Origin of the sequence: Burkholderia ubonensis subsp. mesacidophila, from assembly GCF_002097715.1 — a bacterium.
GTDB lineage: Bacteria > Pseudomonadota > Gammaproteobacteria > Burkholderiales > Burkholderiaceae > Burkholderia > Burkholderia mesacidophila.
Genome location: NZ_CP020739.1, coordinates 530,447 through 556,635, shown reverse-complemented (window position 1 = coordinate 556,635; position 26,189 = coordinate 530,447). Strand labels below are relative to the sequence as shown.

Annotated in this window: 19 protein-coding genes and 1 pseudogene; 8 read left to right on the top strand and 12 right to left on the bottom strand. The window is 68.8% G+C overall.

The genetic code is table 11. The features are described from left to right. The first annotated feature begins 9 nt into the window (after positions 1 to 9). On the top strand, positions 10 to 684 hold the full coding sequence (locus B7P44_RS34690; RefSeq protein WP_084910565.1) for a DUF799 domain-containing protein: 675 nt from the start codon (positions 10 to 12) through the stop codon (positions 682 to 684). 83 nt (positions 685 to 767) lie between these two features. Here B7P44_RS34690 and B7P44_RS34685 read toward each other — a convergent pair whose 3' ends face one another. Further along, a complete protein-coding gene (locus tag B7P44_RS34685; RefSeq protein ID WP_084910562.1) occupies positions 768 to 2,090 on the bottom strand; it encodes a HipA domain-containing protein in 1,323 nt (440 codons plus the stop codon). A 272-nt stretch (positions 2,091 to 2,362) separates the two neighbouring features. Then, positions 2,363 to 2,650: pseudogene (locus tag B7P44_RS37850) on the bottom strand (helix-turn-helix domain-containing protein); the annotation flags it as partial. 850 nt (positions 2,651 to 3,500) lie between these two features. On the opposite strand from B7P44_RS37850, the gene B7P44_RS34675 reads away from it, so the two are divergent. From B7P44_RS34675 to B7P44_RS34650, 6 genes are all read left to right on the top strand, one after another. Continuing rightward, positions 3,501 to 5,093 carry a DUF2957 domain-containing protein gene (locus B7P44_RS34675; RefSeq protein ID WP_084910559.1) on the top strand — a complete coding sequence of 531 codons (1,593 nt, stop codon included), beginning with the start codon at positions 3,501 to 3,503 and terminating at the stop codon, positions 5,091 to 5,093. Positions 5,094 to 5,151: 58 nt separating this feature from the next. Further along, a complete protein-coding gene (locus B7P44_RS34670) occupies positions 5,152 to 6,405 on the top strand; it encodes a DUF2957 domain-containing protein (protein ID WP_084910557.1) in 1,254 nt (417 codons plus the stop codon). Between the two features lie 31 nt (positions 6,406 to 6,436). Then, complete coding sequence (locus tag B7P44_RS34665) at positions 6,437 to 7,261, top strand: OmpW/AlkL family protein (RefSeq protein WP_084910555.1); 825 nt, start codon at positions 6,437 to 6,439, stop codon at positions 7,259 to 7,261. Between the two features lie 113 nt (positions 7,262 to 7,374). After that, complete coding sequence (locus tag B7P44_RS34660; protein ID WP_084910553.1) at positions 7,375 to 7,878, top strand: PraA/PraB family alkane oxidation protein activator; 504 nt, start codon at positions 7,375 to 7,377, stop codon at positions 7,876 to 7,878. 201 nt (positions 7,879 to 8,079) lie between these two features. Further along, complete coding sequence (locus B7P44_RS34655) at positions 8,080 to 8,583, top strand: PraA/PraB family alkane oxidation protein activator (RefSeq protein WP_084910551.1); 504 nt, start codon at positions 8,080 to 8,082, stop codon at positions 8,581 to 8,583. A gap of 141 nt (positions 8,584 to 8,724) precedes the next feature. Beyond that, a complete protein-coding gene (locus tag B7P44_RS34650; RefSeq protein ID WP_084910550.1) occupies positions 8,725 to 9,228 on the top strand; it encodes a PraA/PraB family alkane oxidation protein activator in 504 nt (167 codons plus the stop codon). Positions 9,229 to 9,272: 44 nt separating this feature from the next. Here the strand turns inward: B7P44_RS34650 and B7P44_RS34645 are convergent, their stop codons facing one another. Continuing rightward, positions 9,273 to 11,594, bottom strand: a complete 2,322-nt coding sequence (locus B7P44_RS34645) for a putative bifunctional diguanylate cyclase/phosphodiesterase (protein WP_084910548.1) — start codon at positions 11,592 to 11,594, stop codon at positions 9,273 to 9,275. 26 nt (positions 11,595 to 11,620) lie between these two features. After that, positions 11,621 to 13,702: a putative bifunctional diguanylate cyclase/phosphodiesterase gene (locus tag B7P44_RS34640; RefSeq protein ID WP_231716861.1), complete on the bottom strand. Its 2,082-nt coding sequence runs from the start codon at positions 13,700 to 13,702 to the stop codon at positions 11,621 to 11,623. A gap of 368 nt (positions 13,703 to 14,070) precedes the next feature. Between B7P44_RS34640 and B7P44_RS34635 the strand changes: the two genes are divergently transcribed. Beyond that, complete coding sequence (locus B7P44_RS34635) at positions 14,071 to 15,258, top strand: YncE family protein (RefSeq protein ID WP_084910544.1); 1,188 nt, start codon at positions 14,071 to 14,073, stop codon at positions 15,256 to 15,258. A 352-nt stretch (positions 15,259 to 15,610) separates the two neighbouring features. Here B7P44_RS34635 and B7P44_RS34625 read toward each other — a convergent pair whose 3' ends face one another. The 8 genes from B7P44_RS34625 to tssC all read right to left on the bottom strand — a co-directional run bounded on the left by B7P44_RS34625 (position 15,611) and on the right by tssC (position 26,175). After that, positions 15,611 to 16,066: a MarR family winged helix-turn-helix transcriptional regulator gene (locus B7P44_RS34625; protein ID WP_084910543.1), complete on the bottom strand. Its 456-nt coding sequence runs from the start codon at positions 16,064 to 16,066 to the stop codon at positions 15,611 to 15,613. Beyond that, complete coding sequence (locus tag B7P44_RS34620) at positions 16,059 to 16,547, bottom strand: P-loop nucleotide/nucleoside kinase family protein (RefSeq protein WP_084910720.1); 489 nt, start codon at positions 16,545 to 16,547, stop codon at positions 16,059 to 16,061. Before B7P44_RS34620 ends, B7P44_RS34625 begins: the two co-directional genes overlap by 8 nt. Positions 16,548 to 16,693: 146 nt before the next feature. After that, a complete protein-coding gene (tssM, locus tag B7P44_RS34615) occupies positions 16,694 to 20,770 on the bottom strand; it encodes a type VI secretion system membrane subunit TssM (RefSeq protein WP_084910541.1) in 4,077 nt (1,358 codons plus the stop codon). Positions 20,771 to 20,788: 18 nt separating this feature from the next. Then, positions 20,789 to 22,069 carry a type VI secretion system protein TssL, long form gene (gene tssL / locus B7P44_RS34610; RefSeq protein WP_088511602.1) on the bottom strand — a complete coding sequence of 427 codons (1,281 nt, stop codon included), beginning with the start codon at positions 22,067 to 22,069 and terminating at the stop codon, positions 20,789 to 20,791. 42 nt (positions 22,070 to 22,111) lie between these two features. Continuing rightward, on the bottom strand, positions 22,112 to 23,458 hold the full coding sequence (gene tssK / locus B7P44_RS34605) for a type VI secretion system baseplate subunit TssK (protein WP_084910537.1): 1,347 nt from the start codon (positions 23,456 to 23,458) through the stop codon (positions 22,112 to 22,114). A 21-nt stretch (positions 23,459 to 23,479) separates the two neighbouring features. Then, positions 23,480 to 24,001, bottom strand: a complete 522-nt coding sequence (gene tssJ, locus B7P44_RS34600) for a type VI secretion system lipoprotein TssJ (protein WP_084910535.1) — start codon at positions 23,999 to 24,001, stop codon at positions 23,480 to 23,482. 89 nt (positions 24,002 to 24,090) lie between these two features. Next, complete coding sequence (locus B7P44_RS34595) at positions 24,091 to 24,576, bottom strand: Hcp family type VI secretion system effector (RefSeq protein ID WP_084910533.1); 486 nt, start codon at positions 24,574 to 24,576, stop codon at positions 24,091 to 24,093. Positions 24,577 to 24,681: 105 nt separating this feature from the next. After that, positions 24,682 to 26,175 carry a type VI secretion system contractile sheath large subunit gene (gene tssC / locus B7P44_RS34590; protein WP_084910531.1) on the bottom strand — a complete coding sequence of 498 codons (1,494 nt, stop codon included), beginning with the start codon at positions 26,173 to 26,175 and terminating at the stop codon, positions 24,682 to 24,684. Positions 26,176 to 26,189 lie beyond the last annotated feature (14 nt).

Here is a 26,189-nt window from a genome sequence, read left to right as displayed (position 1 = left end):
GCGTACGCCATGTTCAAGACCATTTCATTCAAGCTGCTGTCCGTGCTGTCGATCGTCGCGCTGCTGAGCGCCTGCGCGCAGCCGGTGAAGCACGCCGACTACACGGCGTTCAAGAAGAGCCAGCCGCGTTCGATCCTCGTGCTGCCGCCGGTCAACGAAACCAACGACGTCGCGGCGACCTACGGGATGCTGTCGCAGATGACGCTGCCGCTCGCCGAGGCCGGCTATTACGTGGTGCCGGTGGCGGTGATGGCCGAGACGTTCAAGCAGAACGGCCTGGCCAACGCCGCCGAGATCCAGGGTGCGTCGCCGGTCAAGCTGCGCGAGATCTTCGGCGCGGATGCCGCGCTGTATTCGAAGGTCACGCAGTACGGATCCGTGTACCAAGTGGTGGACAGCACAACGATCGTGGCGGCGTCGGCGAAGCTCGTCGACCTGAAGACCGGTGACGTGTTGTGGCAGGGAGAGGGCCGGGCGACCGGCAAGGAGGTCGGCAACAACATGAGCGTCAACGGACTCGGGATCGTCGGGGCACTCGTGCAGGCGGCCGTCAAGCAGGTCGCGCATTCGCTGACGGACGAGGCGCATGACGTGGCCGGGCTGACCAGCAAGCGGCTGTTGTCCGCGGGGCCGCCGAACGGGCTGCTGTACGGTCCGAGATCGATCAGGTACGGAACCGATTGAGCGCGACGGCGGCACGTTTGTATGGTCGCGTTGCCGTCAACGGCCCCAATTGGTCCGTGCGTCGGTTCGGGCGGTGACGTGCGTCAGCGGGCCCGCAACCGCGCGACCATCTCGTGGATGACGATATGGCGGATCGCGCGCAACAGGTGGACTTCGCCGCCGAGCGTCGCCGTCAGTTCGGGACGCGCCGCGATCATCGCGTCGTTGTCCCGGCCGACTTCGCGCAGCAGCGCATCGGCCTCGGCGGGAATGCGCTGCAGCAATTCATCGACGTGGCGCAGCGCGGTCGCGCGCGTCAGCCCGAGCGCGGCGCCGGCCTGCTCGAGCACGTCGCGCGTGAAGTCCGCGTAGCGCCGCACGCCGGCCACCGGCCGCGTGAATTCGGCGAGATCCGGCCAGCGGCTTTTCGGGCTGTAGGTCGCGGTTTCGTACACGCCGTCGCACAGCAGGTCGTAGTGCGGCGACAGCGCCAGGCCGCTGTCGGCGACGAGGAAGCTCAGGTTCTTCAGGTGCGAATCGCCGTTGCCGACCACGATGCAGAACACGAGCCAGCGGAAGATGCGCAGCCGCGCGGGTGCGGGCGCGCGGCATGCGTTCGCCAGCGCCGCGAGCGCGTCGAGCGACCAGCCGCTGTACTTCATCGTCGCGGCCAGGTTGAGCACCTGGCAGCCGTCGATCGCGTGACGCCGTTCGACTGCGTCTTCCGTCACGTCGCGATCGAAGCGGCTGATCACGTACACGGGCGCCGGCACGTAGCGGCGCTCGATGTCGGGCACGTCGAGGCCGACGCGGCGCGCGAGCGTCATCACGAACCATTCGTTGACGACCGAATGCGGGTAGTCGTGCGCGTGCGGGTGATTCGGCTTCAGGATGTGGGTCGAGACCGCCTGGCCGCTCGGCTCGAACAGCTGCCCGTCGCGCAGCACGACCGGGAGCTTGTGCTGCGCGCCTGCGAGCGACATCTTCTTCGGCGCGTCATGCGTGAGCGGGACCGTCGGCAGCGCGCGGATGCGCGCGTCGAGTTCCGCGTCGCCGAGCGGCCGCAGGCGCGTGTCAGGGTCCGCGCGATCGTCGGGCGCGCGCAGCGTCACCGAGCCGGCCGATTCGCGGCCGTAGTGCGCGAGCAATGCAAATGCGTCGGCGATGTCGGGCAGTCCCGCATCGCTCGCGAGCAGCGCGCGCACGGTTTCCTCGGGCAGCAGGTTGTCGAAATACCACTGCACCGGGCGCGTGGTCGCGCCGTCGCGCAGCACGTCCGCCTGCAGCGGCAGGTGAGGGCTCAGCGCGAAGCGGGCGGGATGGTCGAGCCACGACCGCGCGTACTCGAACGCCCACAGGTTCTGGTGCTCGTGCAGCGTGCCGATGCGCTGGCCGTCGATCGACGCGACGAGTGTGCGCCCCGTCATTCCGCGTCTCCTGGTTCGGCGGGGTTGCCGCGCGGCGGGCGGGGCGCGTGCGCGTCGGCCAGCACGCGGCGGGCGACGTCCAGCGCGCGGGACGCGGCGCTCGGGCCGGACGGTTGCGATCCACGCCTCGCGCGCGGGGGCGTGGCGGCGGATTCCGCCGCCGTTTCCGCGTCGGCGTCGGCGACGAGCAGTCTGGCGGCTTTCAGCAGGCGCGCCGCGTCGGCCGATTCGGCCGGTGAAGCGGCATCGGTGCGCAGCAACAGTTGCTCGGCGGCGCGGCGTTCCCTGATGCTCGCGCGATGGCTCGCCTTGGCCGACTGGTTGCGGAGGAGTTCGTCGTTCGCGTCGGGAATGTCGACGACGACCCGCACGCCGAGCCCCTGCAGGATCTGGAACACCTTGCCCCACTGGACGGTGTCCGCCCCGCGCTCGGCCTTGACCATGAACGACTCGCTGACGCCGACGCTGCCGGCGGCATCGTCCTGGCGCAGGTTCTGCACTTTCCGGGCGGCGCGGATCACGCCGCCGAGGTCGGACGCTTGTTCGATCGTGTAACGCATGTCGACGGACTCCAGCGATGGAAACGGCGGGCCGGGCAGTTGGCGCGGCGCCGGTGCGTTTCGTCGCGGCAAAATAAGAAACTGTACGATCACACAGTATTGCATCCAAGCCGCGAAAATCAAGCCAAAACTGTTCGATCGGCGAGTTTTGATGAGATCTGCTTCAAAATTCGAAAAAACCATGCGATCGAACGGTTTTTCGTGGCTCAGCGCGGTTTCGACCGAAAAACCGTTCGTGTGCACAGTCCGGCGGACTGTGTTCGAAATTGCCATCACATGCAAAGTCGTGCGACGGAGAACGGCGGGCGCGTTCGAGCGCCGCATTATCCTTCATAGCGGAAATGCACCTCTGCCGACGGTTCGATACACATCTGTATGCTGTTTGAAAAATCGTGAACGCCCTTTGTGCCGGTAGCCTCTCGTGTGATGCAATGTTTGGAATTCGGTATCAATTTACATGCCGCATTCGTCGGATCATAGTTTCACGCAAATAACGCGGCGCCGTCACGAGCGCCGCGAACCAACGGAGACCGAGATGAGACACCGAGGCTGGGGGCAGACGACGCAACACCATTCCGCGCGGACCGCCCGACAGGGCCGCGCACGCAACGCACCGCCATCCCGCGCAACCGGTTTCTAGCCGGCGCATTCCACCGCCACGATTTCCGCTCTCGCGCGCCGCCGCATGACCGGCGCGCGAGGGCCGCGCATGCACGCTCACGGCCCTTGGCGGCCGGGGCGCCATCCGGCAGTCGCCGACACGTCGCTCGGTCGACGGCGGCCGGCATCAATGGCGACGGGCCGACGAGCCCGCGCCGACGAGACACACATTCATCATTAGGAGGGGCTGATGCGTTTCAAGCCTGGGCTGTCTGCCTTGTTGTCCTGCGCGATGCTGGCCGCGCCGTTCATCGCCGGTTGCGGTGGCGGCGACGATCCGGCGCCGATCAACGTTTCGCAATGCTCGGGCAGCACCTGCCCGCCGAGCGGGCCCGCGACGCAGCCGCCCGTCGTCGCGAAGCTCTGTCCGGACGCGCTCGACTACACGACGACCTACACCGGCGGCGCGGGCAGCGGCGAATACGTGAAGGTGCGCTTCGACACGACCAAGCAGACCTATCAGATGCAGTTCATCGAATCGTCGGTGCCGACGTCGGCCGGGCAGATCAACTCGACGCGCGCGGGCCTCACGATCAGCGGCGCGTTCCACCGTCCGACCAACCTGCCGACGGCCGAGCAGAACCGCTGCGCGTTCGTGCTCGACAGCGGCGCGACGAGCGACGGCGCGTATGCGGTGACGATCAATCGCACCGATCCGCCGATGCTGTTCGTCGGCAACGGCGTCGTGGGCGGCGGCATTCCCGGCGCGACGATCGCGTTCGCCGGCATCGAGCTGATCCCGGGCGTGACGATCGGCGTCGTGCCGTCGCGCTCGTTCGACTTCTATCCGTTCATCGGCTTCATTGAGACCGAAACCGACTTCTCGAAGGTCGCCGGCAACTACAACGAGCTCGGCATCCACCTGCAGCCGTCCGGCACCACGTTCCAGAGCACGCAGCCGCAAGGCTGGCAGCCGGACGTCGTGAACTGGAACCAGACGCTGAACGCGGACGGCTCGTGCACGATCACGGCCGGCAGCGACTACTCGTGCCAGACGACGGGCACGCCGTGGACGCTGCGCACGAATGCGGACGGCTCGCCCGACAACGTGTTCGTCAGCCGCTCGGCGGGGGGCGCGTACCCGGGCGCCGGGCAGACGCAGCCGACCGTGGCGTTCACGCCGACGCAGGCGAAGGGCATCATGATCGTCGGCAAGCTGAACGGCGTGCGCGTGCCGGTCGTGATCCGCGTCGGCTACGCGTTTGCGGCGCCCGGCAATCCGTTCGGCTCGGTCGCGGACCCCGAGGTCGGCATCTCGGTGCTGGCGCCCGCGACCGCGTTGCCGGCGAACGCGATGCAGGGCGGCTTCATCGGCGCGACGAGCGCGTCCGCATGCGGCGTCGTCACCAACAACGGCGCGACGGGCGGACCCGCGCAGAGCGGCCCCGCATTCGACAGCTCGCAGCCGCACCCGAACCTGCCGGGCGCCTACAGCGCCGGGTTCTTCGAACCGTCCGCCGGCAACTGCTCGGACGGCACCGCCATCTCGTCGATCGCCGCGAACTACACGTCGACGCTGTTCCAGGGCGCGACGGCGGCGTTCATCAATCCGCAGACATCCGGGGTGACCGGCCAGTTCGCGCTCGACTATTCGCAGGCGACGCCGGGCAAGATCAAGGTGACGGCGACGCGCGACTTCAACGCGCGAAACGCGGACGGCAACGTCGCGATCATCCGCAACGGCGATACCGGCTGGGCGGTGAAGATCGGCAACGTCTACGCGATGGTCATGAACGACAGCCAGGTCAACCCGTTCTTCACGGTCGGCGCGTTCGTCCAGTAATCGTTCGTCAGGCGAGGCGGCGCAGGCCGCCGCCTTCGTCAACATAAACAGGATTCCTATGAAAATCTCCCATTGGATGGCGGCCGCCGCATGCGCGCCGGTGCTCGCGGCATGCGGCGGCGACGGCGACCCGCCGCCGGCGCCGGTCGTGCGCCTGTGCCCGCAGCAGATCGACTACAACACCGCGTTCATCGGCGGCTCCGGTTCCGGCGAGCTCGTGAAGGTGCAGCTCGACACGGTGAAGATGACCTACCAGATCACCTATCTCGCGTCGCCGGTGCCGGCGACGACGGGCACCGTGCAGCCGACGCGCGCCGTCGCGCCGTACAACGTGATGACCGGCACGCTGTCCGACGAGACCGGGCTGCCGACGCAGAAGCTGAACCAGTGCACGTTCCGCCTGAACAACGCGAGCCTCGATCCCGCGCGGCCGGCGCGCATGTTCCTCGGCGAGGGCGTGCTGGGCGGCGCGATTCCGGGCGCGACGATCCAGTTCGACGGCGTGATCGGCGTCGGCCGGATTCCGAAGACGACGTTCCCGACCTACCCGTTCATCAGCTTCGCGCAGGTCGAGACGGACCTGTCGAAGATCGCGGGCACGTACAACCAGCTCGGCTATCACCAGGTGCCGTCGCAGAACTTCACGCAGGTCGCGATCGACCAGTCGGTGACGATCCACGCCGACGGCAGCTACGTCGAGACCGACAACCTCGGCGTGAAGAACGACGGCGCGCCGCTCGCGTCGTCCGCCGCGGTCAACCAGAACTTCACGCTGCGCGCGGACGTGCCGGCCTTCCAGTCGGCCAACTACCTGCCGCAGGTTCCGGCGACGCTGGCCGCCGTGGATCCGGCGAAGGCGGGGCGCGCGAACCTGATCGTCGGCAAGCTGCGCAACCAGCTCGTGCCGATCCTGATCCGCACGGGCGCGGCGAACGCGGACCTGACGCAGGGCGCGCCGTCCGCCGACGACGAATCGGGCATTTCGATCCTGGGCCCGCGCAGCGCGATCGTCCTGGGCTCGCAGAACGGCGAGTACACCGGCGTCGACAGCCGGCTCGACTATCGGGCGACCGCGCTCGTCGGCGCGCAGGCGACGCTGCTCGATCCGTTCAACGCGTCGCAGGCGGCGCTCACGCGCGCGCTGAATCTCGACTACACGCAGCAGGTGCCGGGGGTGGTCACGACGGTGCATGCGGATGCGGCGTCGGGGCCGCCGACCGGCAAGTTCGTGTTCACGGGCGGCGTGTTCGGCTTCCTCGACACGAGCGCCGCGGGCAACCCGTATTTCACGATCGGCGCATTCGTGCAGTGACGCCGGCAGACGCAACGTGCGAGGAGATCTCATGAAGAAGCTGTTTGCCGCCGGCGTTGCCGCGACGGCGCCATTGCTCGCGTTTGCGCAGCAGGCGGGCGACAACGTCGCGACGCTCGGCTGGCTGCACGTGATGCCGCAAGGCTCGGGCGGCCCGCTGACCACCCACGTCGTGGATTCGCCGATGAACGGGCCGCTGCGGCTGCCGAGCGCGTTCACGTCGCCGGGCACGAGCCTCACCGTCAACAACGCGGACACGGTCGGCCTGACGCTCACGCATTTCTTCACCGACCACATCGCGGTCACGTCGGTGCTCGGCGTTCCGCCGGAGTTCAAGCTGACGGGGCACGGCGAGATCCGGCCGTTCGGCCCGAGCGGCTCGCTCGGCAACGTCAATCTCGGCGCCGCCGCGAACCAGCCGGCCGTGAAGAACGCGCGGCAATGGAGCCCGGCCGTGATCCTGCAGTACTACTTCAACAAGCCGACCGCACGCTTCCGGCCGTTCGTCGGGGTCGGCGTCTCGTACAGCTGGTTCACGAACATCCAGCTGAACGGCAACTTCGTGCGCGACGTGAACGAGAACCTCGGCAGCGTGCTTGCCGCGGGCGCGGGCAAGCCGGGGCCGACCTCGGTCGAGGCGAAGTCGTCGTCGTCGTTCACGCCGATCTACAACATCGGCGCGAGCTACGCGCTCACCAAGCACCTGGGGCTGACCGCGACGCTGTCGTACATGCCGCTCAAGACCTATGCGACGACGACCATCAAGGCGGCCGACGGCTCGATACTCGCGACTTCGCGCTCGAAGGTGAGCGCGGACCCGCTGATCACGTTCGTCGGCATCTCTTACAAGTTCTGATCCGGCCGGCGCCCGCCGGGCGCCGTGCCGGATTCCCGCGGCGCAAGGACCGGCCCGGTCCGCGCGCCGCAAGTTCGGCGGCTTGCCGCCATTCGTCAAGTGAGGCCAGTACCATGAAGATTCGCAAAGTCGTCTCTGCAGTTGCTGCGCTTGCATTGTCATCCGCGCTCGCCGCGCCCGCGTTCGCCGTTACCGTCACGCGCGCGGACGGCCAGCCGATGAATCCCAACGGCGAACCGTTCTCCGCATCGGGCATCACGGGCCTCAGCAAGGGAGGGATCAACGCGAACTGCACCGCGACGTTCAACGGCACGATCACGTCGTCCGGCATCGTGACGATCACGTCGACGCAGTTCACGGGCGGCGGCACGTGCGGGCTCATCTCGGGCAGCGCGTCGAGCACGTCGCCGTGGACGGGGCAGGCGGACAGCGCGACGCAGCTGTCGGTGAACAACGCGAAGGTCAACGTGACGCTGCTCGGCACCTGCGGCCCGAGCAAGGTCGTGCTGGCGTGGAGCGATCCGAACTCGTCGCTGACGTTCAACAACGCGGTGCTGACGCCGGATTGCAAGGTGAACGGCACGTTGACGACGTCGCCGAAGTTCCACGTCCAGTAAGCGGTTGACGGGGCCGCGCGCCGCCGCGGCCCGCTCGCGCCGGTCGATCCGGCGCATCGTGCTCGTCCGGCCCGGGCAGGTCGAACAGGAAGCCCTGAACCTCACGTCATCCGGTCCGGATTCCCGCGGCGCAACGGCCGGCCAGGCCCGCGCGCCGCACGTTCGGCGGCTCGCCGCCATTCGTCAAATGAGGCCAGTACCATGAAGATTCGCAAAGTCGTGTCTGTCGTTGCTGCGCTTGCATTGTCGTCCGCGCTCGCCGCGCCCGCATTCGCCGTCACCGTCACGCGCGCGGATGGCCAGCCGATGAACCCCAATGGCGAACCGTTCTCCGCATCGGGCATCACGGCCCTCAGCAAGGGATCGATCAACACGAACTGCACGGCGACGTTCAACGGCACGATCACGTCGTCCGGCATCGTGACGATCACGTCGACGCAGTTCACGGGCGGCGGCCTGTGCGGGCTCGTCTCGGGCAGCGCGTCGGGCACGTCGCCGTGGACGGGGCAGGCGGACAGCGCGACGCAGCTGACGATCAACAACGCGAAGGTCTCGGTGTGGGTGCTCGGTACCTGCGGCCCGAGCAAGGTCGTGTCGGAGTGGAGCGATCAGAACTCGTCGCTGACGTTCATCAACGCGTTGCTGGCGCCGGATTGCAAGGTGAGGGGCACGCTGACGACGTCGCCGAAGTTCCGCGTGCAGTAAGCGGTCGATGGGGCCGCGCGCCGTCGCGGACCGCTCGCGCCGGTCGATCCTTGCGACGACCGGCGCGTCGTGCTCGCCCGGCGAGACCCGCGCGCCGCACATTCGGCGGCTTGCCGCCATTCGTCAAATGAGGCCAGTACCATGAAGATTCGCAAAGTCGTCTCTGCAGTTGCTGCGCTTGCATTGTCATCCGCGCTTGCCGCGCCCGCATTCGCCGTCACCGTCACGCGCGCGGACGGCCAGCCGATGAATCCCAACGGCGAACCGTTCTCCGCTTTGGGCCTCACGGTCTTCATCAAGGGGTCGAACAACACGTACTGCACGACGAGGTTCAACGGCACGATCACGTCGTCCGGCATCCTGACGATCACGTCGACGCAGTTCACGGGCGGCGGCCTGTGCGGAGTCATCACCGGCAGCGCGTCGAGCGCGTCGCCATGGACGGGGCAGGCGGACAGCGCGACGCAGCTGACGATCAACAACGTGCAGGTCACGGTGTGGGAGTTCGGCACCTGCGGCCCGGCCAAGGTCGTGGCGGCGTGGAGCGATCCGAAATCGCAACTGTCGTTCAACCTCACGGAGCTGTCGCCGGATTGCAAGATGGCCGGCCTGCTGGAGACGTCGCCGAAGTTCCAGGTGCAGTAAGCGGTTGACGGGGCCGTGCGCCGCCGGCGCGCGGCTGCCGCCGCTCAGGCCCGCTTCTTCGCGGCCAGCGCGGCCCGCTCGATCCACCGGATGGCCGGCGCATCGCGCTCGCCCGGTTCGGGATGGCCGAGCAGGAAGCCCTGCACCTCGCGGCAGCCGGCTTCCGTGATGGTCGCGAGCTGCTCCTCCGTCTCGACGCCTTCCGCGACGGTCGTCACGCCGAGGCGCTTGCCGAGATCGGCCACCGCGCACACGACGGCGGCGCAGTCCGGGCGCGTGACCGCATCGCGCACGAAGCTGCCGTCGATCTTGATCTTGTCGAACGGGAATGCGCGCAGGTGCGCGAGCGACGAGAAGCCGGTGCCGAAGTCGTCGAGGGCGACGCGCACGCCCATCGCGCGCAGCGCGCGCAGGTCCGCGACGGCCTTGCCCTCGTCGTGCAGCAGCGCGGTTTCCGTCACCTCGATTTCCAGCCGGTCGGGCGTGAGGCCCGCGCCGGCCAGCGCCGCCGCGACGGCCGGCGCGATCGTGCCGTGGCCGAGCTGCCCCGCCGATACGTTGACGGCGACGCGCGCGCCGTCCGGCCAGCGCGCCGCCTGTCGGCACGCCTGGTCGAGCACGAAGCGGCCGAGCCGGTCGATCAGGCCGCCGCGCTCGGCCACCGGAATGAAGCGGCCCGGCGAGATCCAGCCGGAGCGCGGGTGATGCCAGCGCAGCAGCGCCTCGCGCGTCGTGATCCGACGCGTGCGGACATCGACGATCGGCTGGTAGAACACGTACAGCCCATGGTTCTCGTCCAGCGCGAGCCGCAGCTTCGATTCGAGCGCGATCCGCTCCTGGGCGCTCGTTTCCATGTCCGGCGAGAACATCCGGTACGTGCCCTTGCCGGCTTTCTTGGCCGCGTAGAGCGCCATGTCCGCGCGCGACAGCAGCACCCCGGCGTCGTTGCCGTGATGCGGCGCCAGCACGCAGCCGATCGACGCGCCGATGCGGAACTGCCGGTCGGGCGATGGCGCATAGGGCGCGACGAGGGTGTCCACGAGCCGCGCGGCCGTCCCCATCGCGCCGTCCGCATCGGTGTCGCGCAGCAGCACCGCGAACTCGTCGCCGCCGATGCGCCCGAGCATCATGCCCGGTTCGGGGCACTGCCCGCGCAGGCGTTCCGCGACCTGGCGCAGCACCTCGTCGCCCGCCGAATGCCCGCGCGCGTCGTTGATGAGCTTGAAGCCGTCGAGGTCGATGAACAGCAGCGCGAGCACCTTGTCCGAGCGGCGCAGGCTCGCGTCGAATTCGGCGAGGAACGTCGCGCGGTTCGGCAGGCCGGTGAGCGAATCGTGATGGGCGAGCTGGTGGATGCGCGCCTCAGCCTCGGCCTGCTGCGTGACGATCGACCACGACAGCATCGGGCCGACGTAGCGCCCCTCGGCGTCGCGCACGGCCGAGACCTGGAGGTCGAGCACTTCCGGCCCGAGCCGGACGCGGGCGCGATGCGGCAGGTTCGCCGGATCGGCGAGCAGCCGGCGCTGGTGCTGCGGCTGCGGGTGGAAGAAGTCGATCGGCGCGCCGAGCGCGTCGTTCGCGCGGATCGGCAGCAGGTGCTCGATCGAGCGCAGCAGGTTCCGCGACGTCGCGTTCAGGTAGTTGATGCGGAACGTCTCCGGGTCGGCCGTCATCACGGCCACCGGCATGTCGTCGATCATCTGCATCAGCCGCGTTTGCGCCTGCTCGCGCATCCGCGATTCGGCCTGGGCTTCGATGGTGCCCAGAAAACCCCGGTAGTTGACCGAGATGACGGCGATCAGCGCCGCCGACACGAAGGCCATGTTGACCGCGGTCGCGACGAGCGTCGGCTGGCGCGTCGAGAGGAAGAACGCGATGAACGCGACGTTGACGATCACGGCCACGGTGAGCGCGGCCGAGCGCAGGTACATCAGGCTGAAGATGCAGCCGATCAGCGTGATCGCCATGTAGAACGCGACCTGGGCCTTCTGCCACGCGTCGCCGTACGGGAACAGCAGCAGCGCCCACGTGGTGAACGTCACCGCGATCGGGATCACCAGCCAGTTCGTGAACGTGAGCGCGCGCAGCACGGTTTCCGGCGTCGGGTCCAGGAGCCGGGCGTGGCGCCAGTGCAGCAGCCGCACGAGCGACGCGAGCGTCATCGCGCACGGCATCGCGACCGTCAGCCACAGCGGCGCGCTGCCCAGGTGCGTGACGGCGAGGCTCCAGGTGCTCGAGATGAGGATCAGGTACATCACCGGGAGCTGGCCGGCGAATACCCGGAATTGCGCCGCGAGCAGGTCCGGGTTCCGGGCCGGTGCCGCGATGCTTGCCAGTCTTGCCATCCGTGCGTAGTGGGTTTTCATGTGAGCCTGCCTGCTGCAACCCGGGTTCAGGTTGACGTGTCCGGCGTCGTCGGGTACCCGCACGGGTCCGGTTCCATGTCGGAAATGGCAGCCATTTCCAGCACGGGGGCCGGCGCGCGGGCGCTGTCGCTGCCGGTCAGCGCAATCTGCCCGCTGCCGACAATCTCGTTGAGTGGTGCGGGCCGGCCGAGCAGGAAGCCCTGCGCTTCGTCGCAGCCTTCCTCGGCCAGCAGTGAAAGCTGGTTCTCCGTCTCGATGCCTTCGGCCAGGATCGGAATGCCCAGGCTCTTGCCGAGCGCGAGCACGGCCCGGATGATCGCGCGATCCTGCGGTTTCGCTTCCGCGTCCGCGACGAACGACTGGTCGAGCTTGATGCGGTCGAACGGGAACGAGCGCAGCGTGTCGAGCGACGAATACCCGGTGCCGAAGTCGTCGAGCGCGATGCTCACGCCCAGCGCCTTGATCTGCCGCAGCGTGTCGAGCGCGCGCTCGCGGCCGGCGAAGATCGTCGATTCGGTCAGCTCCAGCTGCAGGCGCGACGCCGGCAGGCGGGTTTCCTCGAGCACCTGCGCCACGAGCGCCGTCAGGTCGGCGTGCATGAACTGCATGGCCGACACGTTCACCGCGACGGCATAGGGCGGCTCCCACGTGGCCGCCCGCGTGCACGCTTCGCGCAGCACCCACGCGCCGATGTCCAGGATGACGCCGTTTTCCTCGGCGAGCGGAATGAACTCGGCGGGAGGAATGGTCCCGAGCGTCGCATGGTGCCAGCGCAGCAGCGCCTCGTAGCCGCGAATCTCGCCGGTCGCGAGCGAGGTCTGCACCTGGTAGTGGATGCTCAGCTGGTTGTCGGCCACCGCGCGGCGCAGGTCGGCCGCGAGGCTGCGGCGCGCGCGGACGATCAGGTCCATCGCCGGCTCGTAGAAGCAGATCGGCTGCGCGATGCTGCCCTTGGCGCGGTACATCGCGAGGTCCGCGTTGTTGATGAGGGCCGCCTTGGTGGCTGCGTCGTCCGGGTAGACGGCGACGCCGAAGCTCGCGCCCGGCGCGACTTCGTAGTCGTCCACCCTGACCGGCTTGTAGAGCGCCGGCTCGAGCCGCCCGAGCAGATCCATCAGGCGCGCGCCGTCGTCCATCCGGCAGAGCGCGGCGAATTCGTCGCCGCCGATGCGGGCGACGAATTCGCCGTCGCGCAGCAGGTTCGTCATGCGCCGCGCGAGGATGCGCAGCACCTCGTCGCCGGCGTGGTGGCCGCGCAGGTCGTTGATTTCCTTGAAGCGGTTCAGGTCGATGCCGATCAGCGCGAGCTTCGTGCCGCGCTCGTGCGCGAGCACGATTTCCAGGTCCAGCCGCTCGTTGAAGCTGGCCCGGTTCGGCAGGCCCGTCAGCATGTCGCTCAGCGCCATCCGGCGCAGGTGCGCGAGCGATTCGGCCCGCACGTTGCTGTCGATCACGTAGCTCACGAGCCCCGTGCAGACGATCACGAGCGACATGCCCGCGACCGCCAGCGCGAGCGGGCGCAGCGCGCTCACGTCGGTCCACGCGCCGTCGAGCATGAGCGGCGTGATGCGCAGCGCGGACATGCCCGTGAAGTGCAGCGCGAGGATCGCGAGCGACAGCACGCCGGCCATCTGGTTGACCGCGTGCGGCGACGGCCGCATCGCGAGGTGCAGCGCGAGCGCCGCGAGGGTCATCGACAGCAGCACCGACGCGACCAGGTAGCCGACGTCCCACGACACGATGCCCTCGACCCGCCACGCGAGCATGCCGGTGTAGTGCATCAGCACGATCGCCACGCCGACGATCGCGCCGCCGAGCGCGGGCGCGGCCCGCACGGTGCGGCAGGTCGTCAGCGCGAAGCCGATCGTGCTGCCGCCGACCGCGATGAGCAGCGACAGCAGCGTGAGCGGCAGGTTGAAGTGCACGGGCGCGCCCGCCTCGAAGCCGAGCATCGCGACGAAGTGCGTGCACCAGATCGCGACGCCGGCCGAGATGGCCGTCAGCACATGCCAGCCGAGCCGCTGCGTGCCGGTCGTGCTCACCGTGCGCTGGTACAGGCGCGCGGTGACCCACGAGCCGGCCCCGCACAGCAGTGCGGCAAGCAACACCAGCCAGAGATTGTGCCTATGTACGATGCACCCGAAAACTGTCGCCACAACTCTTCCTTCCCCTATCCGTCACGTCGGCTGATGCCGTTCCGGATCGCAGCGGCGGGGCGACGCCGCTTCGATCCGGAACGCATTCAAGATATCGGCATGTGATGAATAAACTGAACGCCGGCGACCGATGCGCAAACGATTCCGCGACAGATATTTTTTACTGCAAAAAAGTGCCTGAACAAGGCGGGGCGGGGCGCGCGGCCGCGTGCTCGCCCGCGGGCGCTTCGATTCGGGAAATGCGACGACCGGGTACCATTGCCGGCGCGACGTGGCCACGCCGCGCCGGCCTCATTCAAACAACGAAAAACGGAGAGAACATGCAATCGAATCATTCACGTGTGCGGCACGTCCGCCTGCTCGCCGGGCTCACGCTCGCGGCCGCCTCGCTGACCACGCACGCCGCCGACTGGATCGTGTCGGCCAACGACGGCAAGTACCAGCGGGTCGAGGGCCGCGACACCTATCTGGCGGCGCCGCCGTCCGACACGCTGACGCTCCTCGACGCCAGCGCGTTCCCGCCGAAGGTGGCGTTGCAGGTCGACGTCGAGAACGGCATCCAGGGGCCGCCGCAGGCGGCGGCGGTCACGCCCGACGCGCGCGTCGCGCTCGTCGCCGCGCCGACCCGCTACGATCAGGCCGAGAAGCGGCTCGTCTTCGATACGTTCCTGCAGGTCGTGGATCTCAACGCGTCGCCGCCCGCCGTCACGCGCATCGAGCTCGGCGCGCATCCGCAGGGCATCGCGATCGACCGCTCGGGCCGACTCGCGCTCGTCACGGACGTCGACGGCGGCGTGTCGGTGCTGCGCATCGACGGCACGCGCGTGACGCTCGACGGCAACCTGAAGATCGGCAAGAAGCGGCTGGCCGGCGTCAGCTTCACGCACGACGGCGCGCATGCGCTCGTCGCGCTGCGCGACGAGCAGGGCGTCGCGGTGCTGAACGTCGACGACGGCAAGGTCACCGACAGCGGCACGCGCCTGAGCAGCGGCGTCGCGCCGTATACGGTCGACGTCTCGAGCGACGGCCGCTGGGCCGTGGTCAGCGACGTCGGGCTTGCCGGCCTGCCGGGCTATGCCGGCAAGCTCGCGGGCGACGCCGATTCGATCGCGCTGATCGACGTGTCGCGCACGCCGTTCCGCACGGTCCAGTACCTGACGGTGCCGTCGCTGCCGGAGGGTGTCGCGATCTCGCCGGACGGCAAGTGGATCGCCGTGCAGACGATGGACGGCTCGAACCTGACGCCCGACAATCCGGGCCGCCACAAGCTCGGCAAGGTGCTGCTGTTCGCGATCCGCGACGGTCAGGCCGTCAAGGCCGGCGAGGCCACCGGCGGCGAGGCCGCGCAAGGCGTCGTGTTCACGGCCGACAGCCGTCACGTGATCGTGCAGTTCAACGTCGAGCGGCAGCTTGCGCTGTACGCGGTCAACGGCGGCAAGCTGCGTGATACGGGCAAGCGGATCGCGCTGACGGGCGGCCCGTCGTCGCTGCGGACGATGCCGCGCTGAGCGGCGCGCGGCCGGGCTCGCGACGTTCGCGGGCCTGGCTGGGCCGCCGTCCTCGTCGAGCGCTTGGCTAGGGTCTGTTTACATACGGAACGCACATGCGTTGCCACGAGAACGGCCGCTCGCGAGGCGTGCGACGCCGCGAATACTGGACGTATTCGCAAGGAGTACAACGCGGCGAGCGGCCGTTCTCGTGGCAACCCCAAACTTGAAATTCATTCCAGGGGAATGCCCGAAATCGCCCGTATGGCGGCGTCGCGCGTCGCTTGTTTGGCTCGGCCAAACGGCGCTCCTTGCTCCTTGCCCTACGCGCGATTTCGGGCATTCGCATGTGCGTTCCGTATGTAAACAGACCCTAGGGGTTGTCGATCCTGCCGGCCGCTTGACTGAGCAGCGGCACGAGCGACGCAGGCACGCCCCGGATGGCATCCTGACAGGCCGTCTCGGCCGTCACGCACGCACTCGCAAACAGCTCATGCCCGGCGGCAGTGAGGCAGGCGTAGCCGACTCGTGCATCGCGGGCGTCGCTTTGCCGATCGACAACGCCGATTTTTTCGAGCGGGATAAGGGAGCGCGTCACTGCCGACGCGGTCACGCCAATCAGCTCGGCAAGGTCGGTGCGTCGCAGTCGCGATTCGTGCGCATGCTTCAGGTGATACAGGATCGTGAAGTCGCCGAAACTCAGGCCGTGAACGTTGGACAGCTTGCCGTCGATGCGTCTCACGGCTTCCGAATAGGTGCGCGAGAGCTGAACGCAAAGCGCCACGGCGGCCGGCCGTTCTTCCGCGTGGTTGCCATGGGCATCAGACACAGGCGCACTCCTTCAGCTCGATGGCCGATGGTCGCTCGAACAGGGCGTCCATCACGTCGAACATGGCGGCGGACACTTCGAACGCGTAAGTCTCGCCCTTTGCGTCGTTTCTTTGCATGACCCGTTCCTTGCGCAGCGACCTGTCGGCATCGACGAAGTGATTGGCAACCCGGTGCCCGGTTTCATCGGCAAGGACCCTGAAGCGTTGACGGTTCTCGAATGTCATGAATCCCAGATCCAGAACGACGTCGATGCCGCCGCGCAGCACCGGCACGCAGGTTTTCCAGATCAGCGCTTCACATCGCTGAACTCTCGGCACCACCCAGGCAAGACTCAGCGGATCGGGGCGATCGGCGGCATAAAGCTGCTGCATCCACGCGTCGATCGAGAAGCATACGGCCTGCGTCTCTTCGGTAATCCGGCTCGCCAGGGTCGACTTGCCCGCTCCGAGCGGACCAAATATGAGGTGTACGGTCGCCATGAAGTTAGATTCCATATACTTGACATGTAAAGTATATGGAATCTGATTGATTTGGCAAGTCGGCCGTGTGGATCGACGCGCGGTCAGGGTCACGGTCGCTACGCTTTCGGCAAGTGGCGTGGCTTGCGCAAGGGCCTCGAGCCGAATCAGGCGCCCCCCGCCCGAACCCTCCGCTGCCCGCCGTCCTGACCGGGGCTGCCACCCGGACTCCCCGGCGGCAACCCCGGCGGCGGTCCCGTGTCCGTCAGGCTGAACGTCGGCATCGACCCCGGACAATGAAAGCTCTGCAGCACGTTGCTGGTCAGCGGATTCGCGACGCTGCCCGCGTTCGCGATGTCGAGCACGGCCTTGCGGCCGTCGAAATCGAGCGCGACGCGCGTGCGCCCGGGCGTCGCCGTCTCGATCACCTGCCCCTTCTGCAGCAGGCGCAGCAGCGCCCACGGCCCGTCGGTCGACACCGTCGACGTGTCGGGCCGGATACGCGGCTGCGCGGTGATCTCCGCGTGGACGCCGCCGCGCGGCCCCGGCCACGTGACCGTGAACGGCGCGACGGGGCCGTGCTGGTAGAGCGTCGTCTGCCCGTCGACGTCGATCATCAGGCCCGTGATCGACGGGTCCAGCTCGGGCACCCGGAGGTCGGCCTTCCAGGCGAGCTGCTTGCGGCCCGGATCGCCGAAGAAGATCTCGCGGATCGCCTTCGCATGCTGGAACGGCTCGAGGTCCGGGCCCTGCACGGGCTCGGTCGCGCCGGGCAGCGTCTTGTAGCGCCACGGTTTCGCCGACGTGTCGACGAACGGCGCCAGCGTCTTCGTGAAGAAGTCGTCGATGATGCCGCCGTGCGCGAACACCCGCGTGAAGTCGTCGATGCCGACGTCGCGCCGGCTCGCGGCGACGAACGGGTAATTGCCTTCGATCGTGAGCCGGCACGCGTCGCCGACGGTGGCCGCGAGCTGCCGCGACAGCAGCTGGCCGATGCCCCGGTTCACCTCGCGCGAGCCCTGCGCGGACAGTTCGAGCAGCACCGCGCGAAACGGCGCGGGCATCGTGTTCGCGGCCATCTTCAGCTTCGCCGCGGCGTCGTTGGCGGGCGGCATGCTGTTGTTGGACAGCGCGTCGTCGGCCACGGTCAGCGCGGTGTAGTAGTCGTTCAGCAGGTTCGTCACGCCGTCGAGGCCGGTCCTGGCCGCAGGCGCGGCGGCGGGCGGCGCGCCCGCCTGCGTGTCCGCGCTGCCCGTCACCACTTCGCGCAGCGCCGCGAAATGACTGTCGACGAGCTCGCGCTCGACGCGCTCCTCCGCGCGAATGCCGAGCGCCTTGTCCACCTTCTCCGCCTTGTCCGCCTTCTGGCCGAGCTGGTCGGCCGCCCGCTGCAGGAGCGAATGGTCGGCCGCGGCGATCGGCTGCGCGAGGGTGGTTTCGCGAACCGCCGCGCGCGCGAGGCGCGCGAGCGGCGAATCCGGCGCGGCGAAGCTGCGCAGCACCAGCAGGTTGAACCCGAGGCTCGTCCCGGTCACGGTGCGGATGTCGCCGAGAAAGTCGTCCCACTGCCGCGCGTATTCCATCAGGTACTGGCGGCGGATCGCTTCGGTCAGCGGATCGTCCGCGCCGGTCACGTCACGCGCGAGCGCCGCCGTTTTTTTTTGAGCCTCGCCGAGATAGGCGCGGCCCATCACCCACGCGTCGTCGTCGCGCGCGACCTGCACGAACTCGGGCAACCGCTTGTCGAACAGCCGCCGGTAGCCGTCGAACGTGAAGAGGCCCGGCACGCCGCGCGACAGCGGCGCGTCGCTCGCGCGCGAGAAGACCAGCCCGGCCTGCGGGCCGACGGCCCGCAGCAGCGTGAACTCGTCCGGCGCTTCCTTCTGCATCGCCGCCTTCGCGCGCTCGTAGAGCCGCTCGGTGGCGTTGCTGCCGTCGAGAAACGCGCGCGCCTGCTGGATCAGCGCATCGTTGCGGATCAGCGGGGACTGCACGACGCGCTCGCCGGAGAAAAGCTGCTCGACGTGGGCGACCATCGACGCGCGGCCGCCGAACACCGCCGCGCTGTCGGTGCGGGCCCAGTCGTCGAGCACCCACGCCTCGACCTGCGCGGCGTTGAAGCGGGCCTTGTCGTACAGCATCAGGTAGACGCGCAGCGCGTCGTAGGCGGCCTTCGGGTCGCGGTTCGCGATCGCCTGCGCGAGCTCGGCCTCGATGCGCTTGACGATCTGCGGCAGCAGCAGGTTGTCTTCCAGCGCATCGTAGGTGCGGCGGCTTTCCGCGACGACGCCCGGAGGCGCGTACAGGCCGAAGCGCCAGCCGCCCGCCGGGTCCGACAGGTCGAGCCCGGGGAAGGTCGGCAGGTAGCGCGCGTCGCTCAGCACGTCGGGCACGGCCTCGGGCTTCGGCGCCTTGTACAGCTGGCCGACCCGGGCGCCGAGCGCGACGGTCTTGCGTGCGATCGCGTCGAGATAGTCGCTGTTGTTGCCCATGCTGACGCGCAGGCCGATCGCCAGCCACGCGAACAGCAGCAGCGCGAGCGCGTGGCCGGTCAGGCGCAGCGTGCGGAAGCGGTACTCCCAGCGCAGGTTGGGGGACACGAGGTGCATGTCCGGGAACACGATCTTCGTGAGCAGGTCGTGCAGGAAGAAGCCCTGGTTGCTTTCGTGCGCGGGCGCGGCGTTGGCCGGGATGCGTCCGATGACGGCCGCGAGACGCTGCACCACGGTGCGCCGTTCCACCACGATCTCGTCGCCGGTCTGCGCGGCGCTCGTGAGGTACACGCCGCGCAGCGTCGCGTGGCGCTGCGTGTCGTCGTAGCGGGAATCGACGAACACGCGGTCGATCAACGCGTCGAGCGAGCGCATCAGCACGAGGAATTCCTCGGCGAACGCGGCGAGGCGGCGGCGCCTGAGCGTGTCGTGCTCCTCGAGCAGACGCGCATTGACGCCGGCGGCGAGCCGCGCGGCCAGCGCGTCCAGCTCGGTCGCGCAGCGTGCGCGGAACCCGTCGGTCGCAAGGGTCTCGGTGCCGTACGGGAGCGTGAACCCCCAGGTCTGCGCGCGGCCTTCCGTGGTCAGCGAGCTGAAGTACTCGCTGAAGCCGGGCAGCCGGTCCATCTTCGTGATCACGAGGTAGACGGGGAAGCGGATGCCGAGCTCCGTGCGCAGATCGGCGAGCCGCGCGCGCAACGCGGCGGCTTCGGCGTCGCGCGCATGCTCGTCGGCGCCGGCCAGTTCGGCGACGTCGACGGTGAGCAGCGCGCCGTTGATCGGCGCGCGCGGGCGATGCTTGCGCAGCACGCGCAGGAAGCCGAGCCACTCGGCCTCGTCGACGGTCTGCCGCCATGCGCGGTCGTCTTCCTGCGGGACGCCGGTGCTGGTCGAGGCGGTTGCGGCGCGGTCCTTGCCGGCTGCCTGCGCGTTCGGACGAGCGGTGTCGGTGCCGGCCGCCAGGTCTGCCGGCCGCGGCGGCAGCGCATGCCGCGACGTGCCGTGCCGCGTGTAATGGCCGGCCGTATCGATCAGGACTGCATCGTTTGTGAGCCACCAGTCGACCGCGCCGTCATGGTGCGCGGGCATGCCCCCCGCGCGCTGCATCTGCGACGCCACCGGAAACGACAGGCCGGCGTTGAGCAGCGCGTTGGTCTTGCCGGACGCTGCCGAGCCGAGCGTGATGTACCACGGCAGCTCGTAGAGGTAGCGCTTGCCCTGGAACAGACGGCCGAGCCCGCGGGCGCCGGTGCGCATCGCCTTCAGCCGCGCGAGCGCGCCGGCGACCGCCGCGTTCACGCGAAGCAGCCGGCCGGCGGCGGGCGACGCCGCCTTGCGGCTGCCGAACTCGACGAGATGCTTGAGGAAGTCCGGGTCGCTGCGCATCTTGCGCAGCAGCAGGAACGCGAGGTAGACGACGAACACCGCGAGCACGACCGCGATCGCGATCACCCGCGCGGATTCCGGCGCGAACGGCGTGGCGGGGCCGAACGCGAGCAGCGGCGACGCGTGCCAGATCAGCAGGCACAGCAGCGCGACGAACACGACGCCGGTCGACCAGCCCGCGAGCCAGAGCAGCACGCCGGCCAGCAGCAGCGCGATCACGACGACGCGCATGCCGGCGCCCGCGAGCGGCTTGAGGCCGCCGAACGCGACGAACGGGCCGATGAACCAGATCAGCAGCGCGACGACGACGAGCGCGGCGAAGGAGAGGAACTGGCGCGACGCCAGGAAGGACAGGACCTTGTTCATGTCGGTAGTCGATTGCAGTTAGGGCGCGACAGTGATTTCGACGCGGCGGTTCAGCGCGCGGCCCGGCACGGTCCGGTTGTCGCCGATCGGGTTCGCCGCGCCCTTGCCGAGCGCGGCCAGGCGGTTCGCCGGCACGCCGGCGGCCTGCAGCATCCGCATCACCTGCGTCGCGCGCGCGTCGGACAGCGCTTCGTTCGACGCGAACGCACTGCCCCTGACCGGTACGTTGTCGGTGTAGCCGAGCACCGTCACCTTGCCCGGCACCCTGGCGATCTCGGCGGCGATCTTCGCGATCAGCGGCCCGCTCGATGCGTTCACCTCCGCCTTGCCCGGCGGGAACATCGCGTCGCCGCGGAACGTCACCGCGCTGTGGCGGGCGTCCTCGTCGACGCTGACCGTGCCCGCGGCGATCTCGTTCCTGAGCAGCGCGGCAAGACGCAGCGCGGGCGCGGCCGGGGGCGGCGGCGTCATGCGGCCGATCGCGGCGATCTGCTTCTCGACGTCGGCGCCGCGGGTCAGCAGCGCGTACTTGAAGTAGCCGAACGCGCCGAGCAGGAGCACCGACAGCGCGGTGGCCGTGATCCACACGGGGAAATCGTGGATCGACAGGCGCCTGCCGCGCGCGCCGGATTGCCAGTGCGGCGACAGCGCGACGGACACCGGCCCGTGCTGCGCCGCGATCTCGTTGTGGAGCCGCTGGCGCACGGCCTCGTGCTTGCGCTGGCCGTCGGCTTCGTAGCGGTAGCGGCCCTCGAAGCCGAGGCTCAGCACCCGGTACACGACTTCGAGCAGGTCGAGGTGCTCCTGCGGCGCGTTCATCAGCCGCCCGATCAGCAGGTACACCTTGTCGCCGCCCTGGCGGTCCTCGTGGAACGTGGTCGCGAGCCCTTCGCTGATCCATGCGCCGAGGCTGCTGTCGCCGGCGCGCGCCCACGCGGTCTGCATCGCGGCCTCGTCGAGCGCGGTGCACAGGCAATAGCGCGCGCCGAGCACGTGATCGCGGCGCAGGTTCGCCTGCTCGCAGAAGCGCTGGAACAGGCGCACTTCCTGTTCGAGCAGCAGCCGCAATTGCCGGATGCCTTCGCGGTCGAGCTGGTCGGGCATGTCGGCGAGCGCCCGCAGCAGCGGCCGGCTCGCTTCCAGCAGTGGGTTGCGGGCGGCCTGGATCGCGGCGAGGCGGGCGGCGGGCGGCTCCGCCGGCGGCACGGGCGCGGCGCCGCGCGGCGCGAGCGGCGTCGCGGTGGGGCCACGCGTTTCCGGACCGGACGGCTCCGGACGGTACACGGCTTCTGAGGTCACTGGGTTTCCCCCGGTTCGTTCGATTCGTCAGGACGTGCGCGGCTAGCCGCGAATGCCCCACAGCTCCAGCTTCAGCGACGGAAACTCGCCGGCGACGTGCAGCGCGAGCCCGCCGTGCCGCGACACTTCCTCCCACAGCGGCCCGGTGCGCGCGAGCTCGTAGTAGACGTAGCCCGCGTTGAACGGGATCTGCCGAGGCGGCACCGGCAGCGCCTGCAGCGCGATGCCGGACAGATGGCTGCGCACCAGGTCGGGCAGGCGCTCGGACGGCCCGGCCTTCGCCTGCGCGGCGAACTGCTGCTGCAGCAGGTCGGGCGGCATCTGCGCATGCACCGCGAGCACGACCGCGCTGAAGCCCTGCATATCGGCCGGGTCGACGACGGCGTTGCGCATGCCGTGGCCCTGGTCGGCGAGCGCGATGCTCTGCGCGCTGCGCACGAGCACCGCGTTGAGCAGCCGATGCGTGTCGTCGACCACGGGCTTCAGGCACAGGTGCGGCGCGACGTGCTGGTACGGCGGATGCGAGTCGAGCGGGCGGCGCGTGTCGGTGCGCACGTAGGTCGACAGCTCGCCCGCCATGCCGATCAGCAGGGCGTACAGGTCGGCGGGCGACGTGGTCGGCACCCGCTGCAGGTGCTGCAGCAGCGGCTCGTAGCGGTTGAGCGCCTGCAGCAGCAGGTAGTCGGATACTTCGGCGGTGGTGCCGGGCTTGCCGTCCGCGCCGGTCAGGCGTTCGGCGAGCGCGTTCGCGCGCAGCCGCGTCAGGTCGTGGATCTTCGCGAGCCAGCTCGCGAGCAGGTCGCTCGCGCCGTAGCCGACCACCGGCGGCACCAGCGTGTCGTCGAGCTCGATGCTCGCGTCGGCGCGGATCGCCTTCACGCGCGTCAGCGCGAGGCCGATCCACGCGTCCGTCAGCTCCTTTTCCGGCAGCAGCCGCAGCCGCAGGTTCGACAGCTGGACCGCCTTCGGCCCCTGGCCGATCGAGTTCGTGTCGCGCAGGTCGGTGTCGAACACGGCGTAGCGCGCGAGCGAATCCGCGGCCTGCTCGAACGCGGTCTCCTCGCCGTTCGGCACGCGGATCGGCACGGCCAGGTAGATCAGCTGGTCCAGGTGCTCGGGGCGGATCGTGAGCGGCGCGGGCGGCGGCGTGCTGCCCGGCGCGTCGAACGGGGTGCCGTCGGCGAACACGCCGCTCGCCGATTTCACGACGATCTTGCCGAGCGCGGGCGCCTCGGTATCGAGGCTGTAGTGGCTGAAGCCGAAGAAGAACGGCGAGAGCGGCGCCGCGCGCTTGTGCGCATAGTGTTCGAGGTAGCGCTCCTGCTGCTGGAACAGCTGCGGGCGCATGAACAGCCCCTCGCTCCAGACGACCTTGTTATGCCAGCTCATGGTTGTGTTCCAGCGTTCGTGTCATTTGGCGGTTTCGGTGATCTTGACCGCGTTGCTGTCGAGATCGATGGTCAGCTTCAGCTTCGACGAGCCCACGCGATACCACGCCGCGTCGTGCGCGGGCGGCAGCGGGTAGACCGCGCGCCACACCGCGTGCGGCAGGTCGCGATAGGCCGCGACCACGCCGAGCGCGGTCGTCGCGGGATCGGCCTTGCGCTTGATCGCGCGGTGCTCGCCCGGGCGCAGCTGGAACTGCTCGCGCGTGACGAGATCGTCGGCCAGCACGGTCTTGTCCTGGTCCTGCAGCGTGAAGAAGTCGGCGGCGTTGAACGCGCCGTCGGTCTTCAGTTCGTAGACGCGCACCACGATCGGCGCCGCGCGGTTGCGGTCGTCCGGGTTGACCGTGGGCGCAGCGTTCACGGCCAGGTCGAGCAGCAGCGGTTCCTTCGGCTTCGGCGTGCCGCTCGCGCAGGCGGCGAACAGCAGCGCGGAGGCAATGGCAGTTGCGGCGGTAGCGGCGGTAACGGGAGTGATCGGGCGCATTCGGGTGCACGGTGCCGGGGGAGGTCGGTCGAAGGCGGGCGCGGCCCGGCGGGCGTCGTCGACGCTCGCCGGGGTCGCACGGCCGCCGCTCAGGCTTCCTTGTTGCCCTTGATGTCGAAGCTGGTCGTGACGGCGCCGCCGCTGCCGCCCTGCGCGTTCTGCACGACGTACTCCTGCTTGACCCGCGCGAACGACAGCGACACCGTCTCGCGGCTGCCTTCCGCATCGGTGCGGCTGCCCGACGGCCGCACGCGCGTGACGATCACGTCGCTCATCGTGAGCTTCAGGTATTCGAGCGGATTGCCGCCGGCCTTGCGCATCACCAGCACGGCCTGGTCGACGTGCTTGCCGGTCAATGCGTACTTCATCAGGTTCGGGCTCGCGCGGTCGATCACGTGCTCGAACGTCAGGTCCCGGACGCTCGCCTTGCCGGCGCCGCCGCCGCTGCCCGAATGCATCGTGGATTGCTGCTCGATCTCCCAGTCCCAGTTCAGGACTTCGATTTCGTCCTTGTGCCGGTCGTCGAGCGATTCGCCGTTGATGCCGTCGATCTTCAGAAAAATGTCCTGTGCCATGTGCTTGCTCTCTCAGGTGGATATCAAAAACGGCCGGTCTCACGGTGTGCCGGATGCGGCTGAGCCATGATCCCGGCCGGCGGGGGGATGCCGGCCTGCATGGGCTCAGGCGGCTTCCTTGATCGACGGCAGCTTCGCGACGAGCCGCAGCGACACGGTCAGCCCTTCGAGCTGGAAGTGCGGCCGCAGGAAGAACTTCGCCTGGTAGTAGCCGGGGTTGCCTTCCGCTTCCTCGACCACCACCTCGGCGGCCGCGAGCGGCCGGCGCGCCTTGGTGTCCTGCGACGAGTTGGCCGGGTCGGCATCGACGTAGTTCATGATCCATTCGTTCAGCCAGCGCTGCATGTCCTCGCGCTCCTTGAACGCGCCGACCTTGTCGCGCACGATGCACTTCAGGTAGTGTGCAAAGCGCGAGCACGCGAACAGGTACGGCAGCCGTGCGGACAGGTTCGCGTTGGCGGTCGCATCGATGTCGTCGTACTCGGCCGGCTTGTGCACCGACTGCGCGCCGATGAAGGTCGCGTGGTCGGTGTTCTTGCGGTGCACGAGCGGGATGAAGCCGTTCTTCGACAGCTCCGCTTCGCGCCGGTCCGAGATCGCGATCTCGGTCGGGCACTTCATGTCGACGCCGCCGTCGTCGGTCGGGAACGTGTGGCACGGCAGGCTCTCGACCGTGCCGCCCGACTCGACGCCGCGGATCAGCGAGCACCAGCCGTACTGCCGGAACGACCGGTTGATGTTCACGCCCATCGCATAGGCCGCATTGGTCCACGCGTAGTGGCGGTGATCGGCGCCGTTGGTGTCTTCCTCGAAATCGAACTCGTCGACCGGATTGGTCTGCATGCCGTACGGCAGCCGCGACAGGAAGCGCGGCATCGCGAGGCCGATGTAGCGCGCATCGTCGGTGTTGCGCAGCGAGTTCCACGACGCGTACTCGAGGTTCTGCGTGAAGATCTTCGTGAGGTCGCGCGGGTTCGCAAGCTCCTGCCACGATTCCATCTGCAGTACCGAGGGCGCTGCGCCGGAAATGAACGGCGTATGCGCGGCCGCGGCCACCTTCGCGATCGAGCCGAGCAGGTCGACGTCGGGCGGCGTGTGGTCGAAGTAGAAGTCGGCCATCAGGCAGCCGTACGGCTCGCCGCCGAGCTGGCCGTATTCCTCTTCGTAGATCTGCTTGAAGAGCGGGCTCTGGTCCCACGCCTGCCCCTTGTAGCGCCGCATCGTGCGACGCAGCTCTTCCTTCGAGATGTCCATGAAGCGGATCTTCAGGTGCTCGTCGGTCTCGGTGTTCGACACCATGTGATGCAGGCCGCGCCACGCCGATTCGGTCTTCTGGAAATCCTCGTGATGGAGGATCAGGTTGATCTGCTCCGACAGCTTGCGATCGATCTGCGCGATGATCGCGGCGATGCTCTTGTACGCGTCGTCGCTGATCGTCGCCGATTGCGCGAGCGCTTGCTCGGCGAGCGTGCGGACTGCGAACTCGACGGCCTCGCGAGCCTGCTCGGTCTTCGGCCGGAACTCGTGCGTGAGCAGCTGCGCGAAGTCGGATTGCGATTCGTATTCGGCGACGGCCGCCTGCGTGTGTTGTTTTTTCATGATGGGTTTCTCCG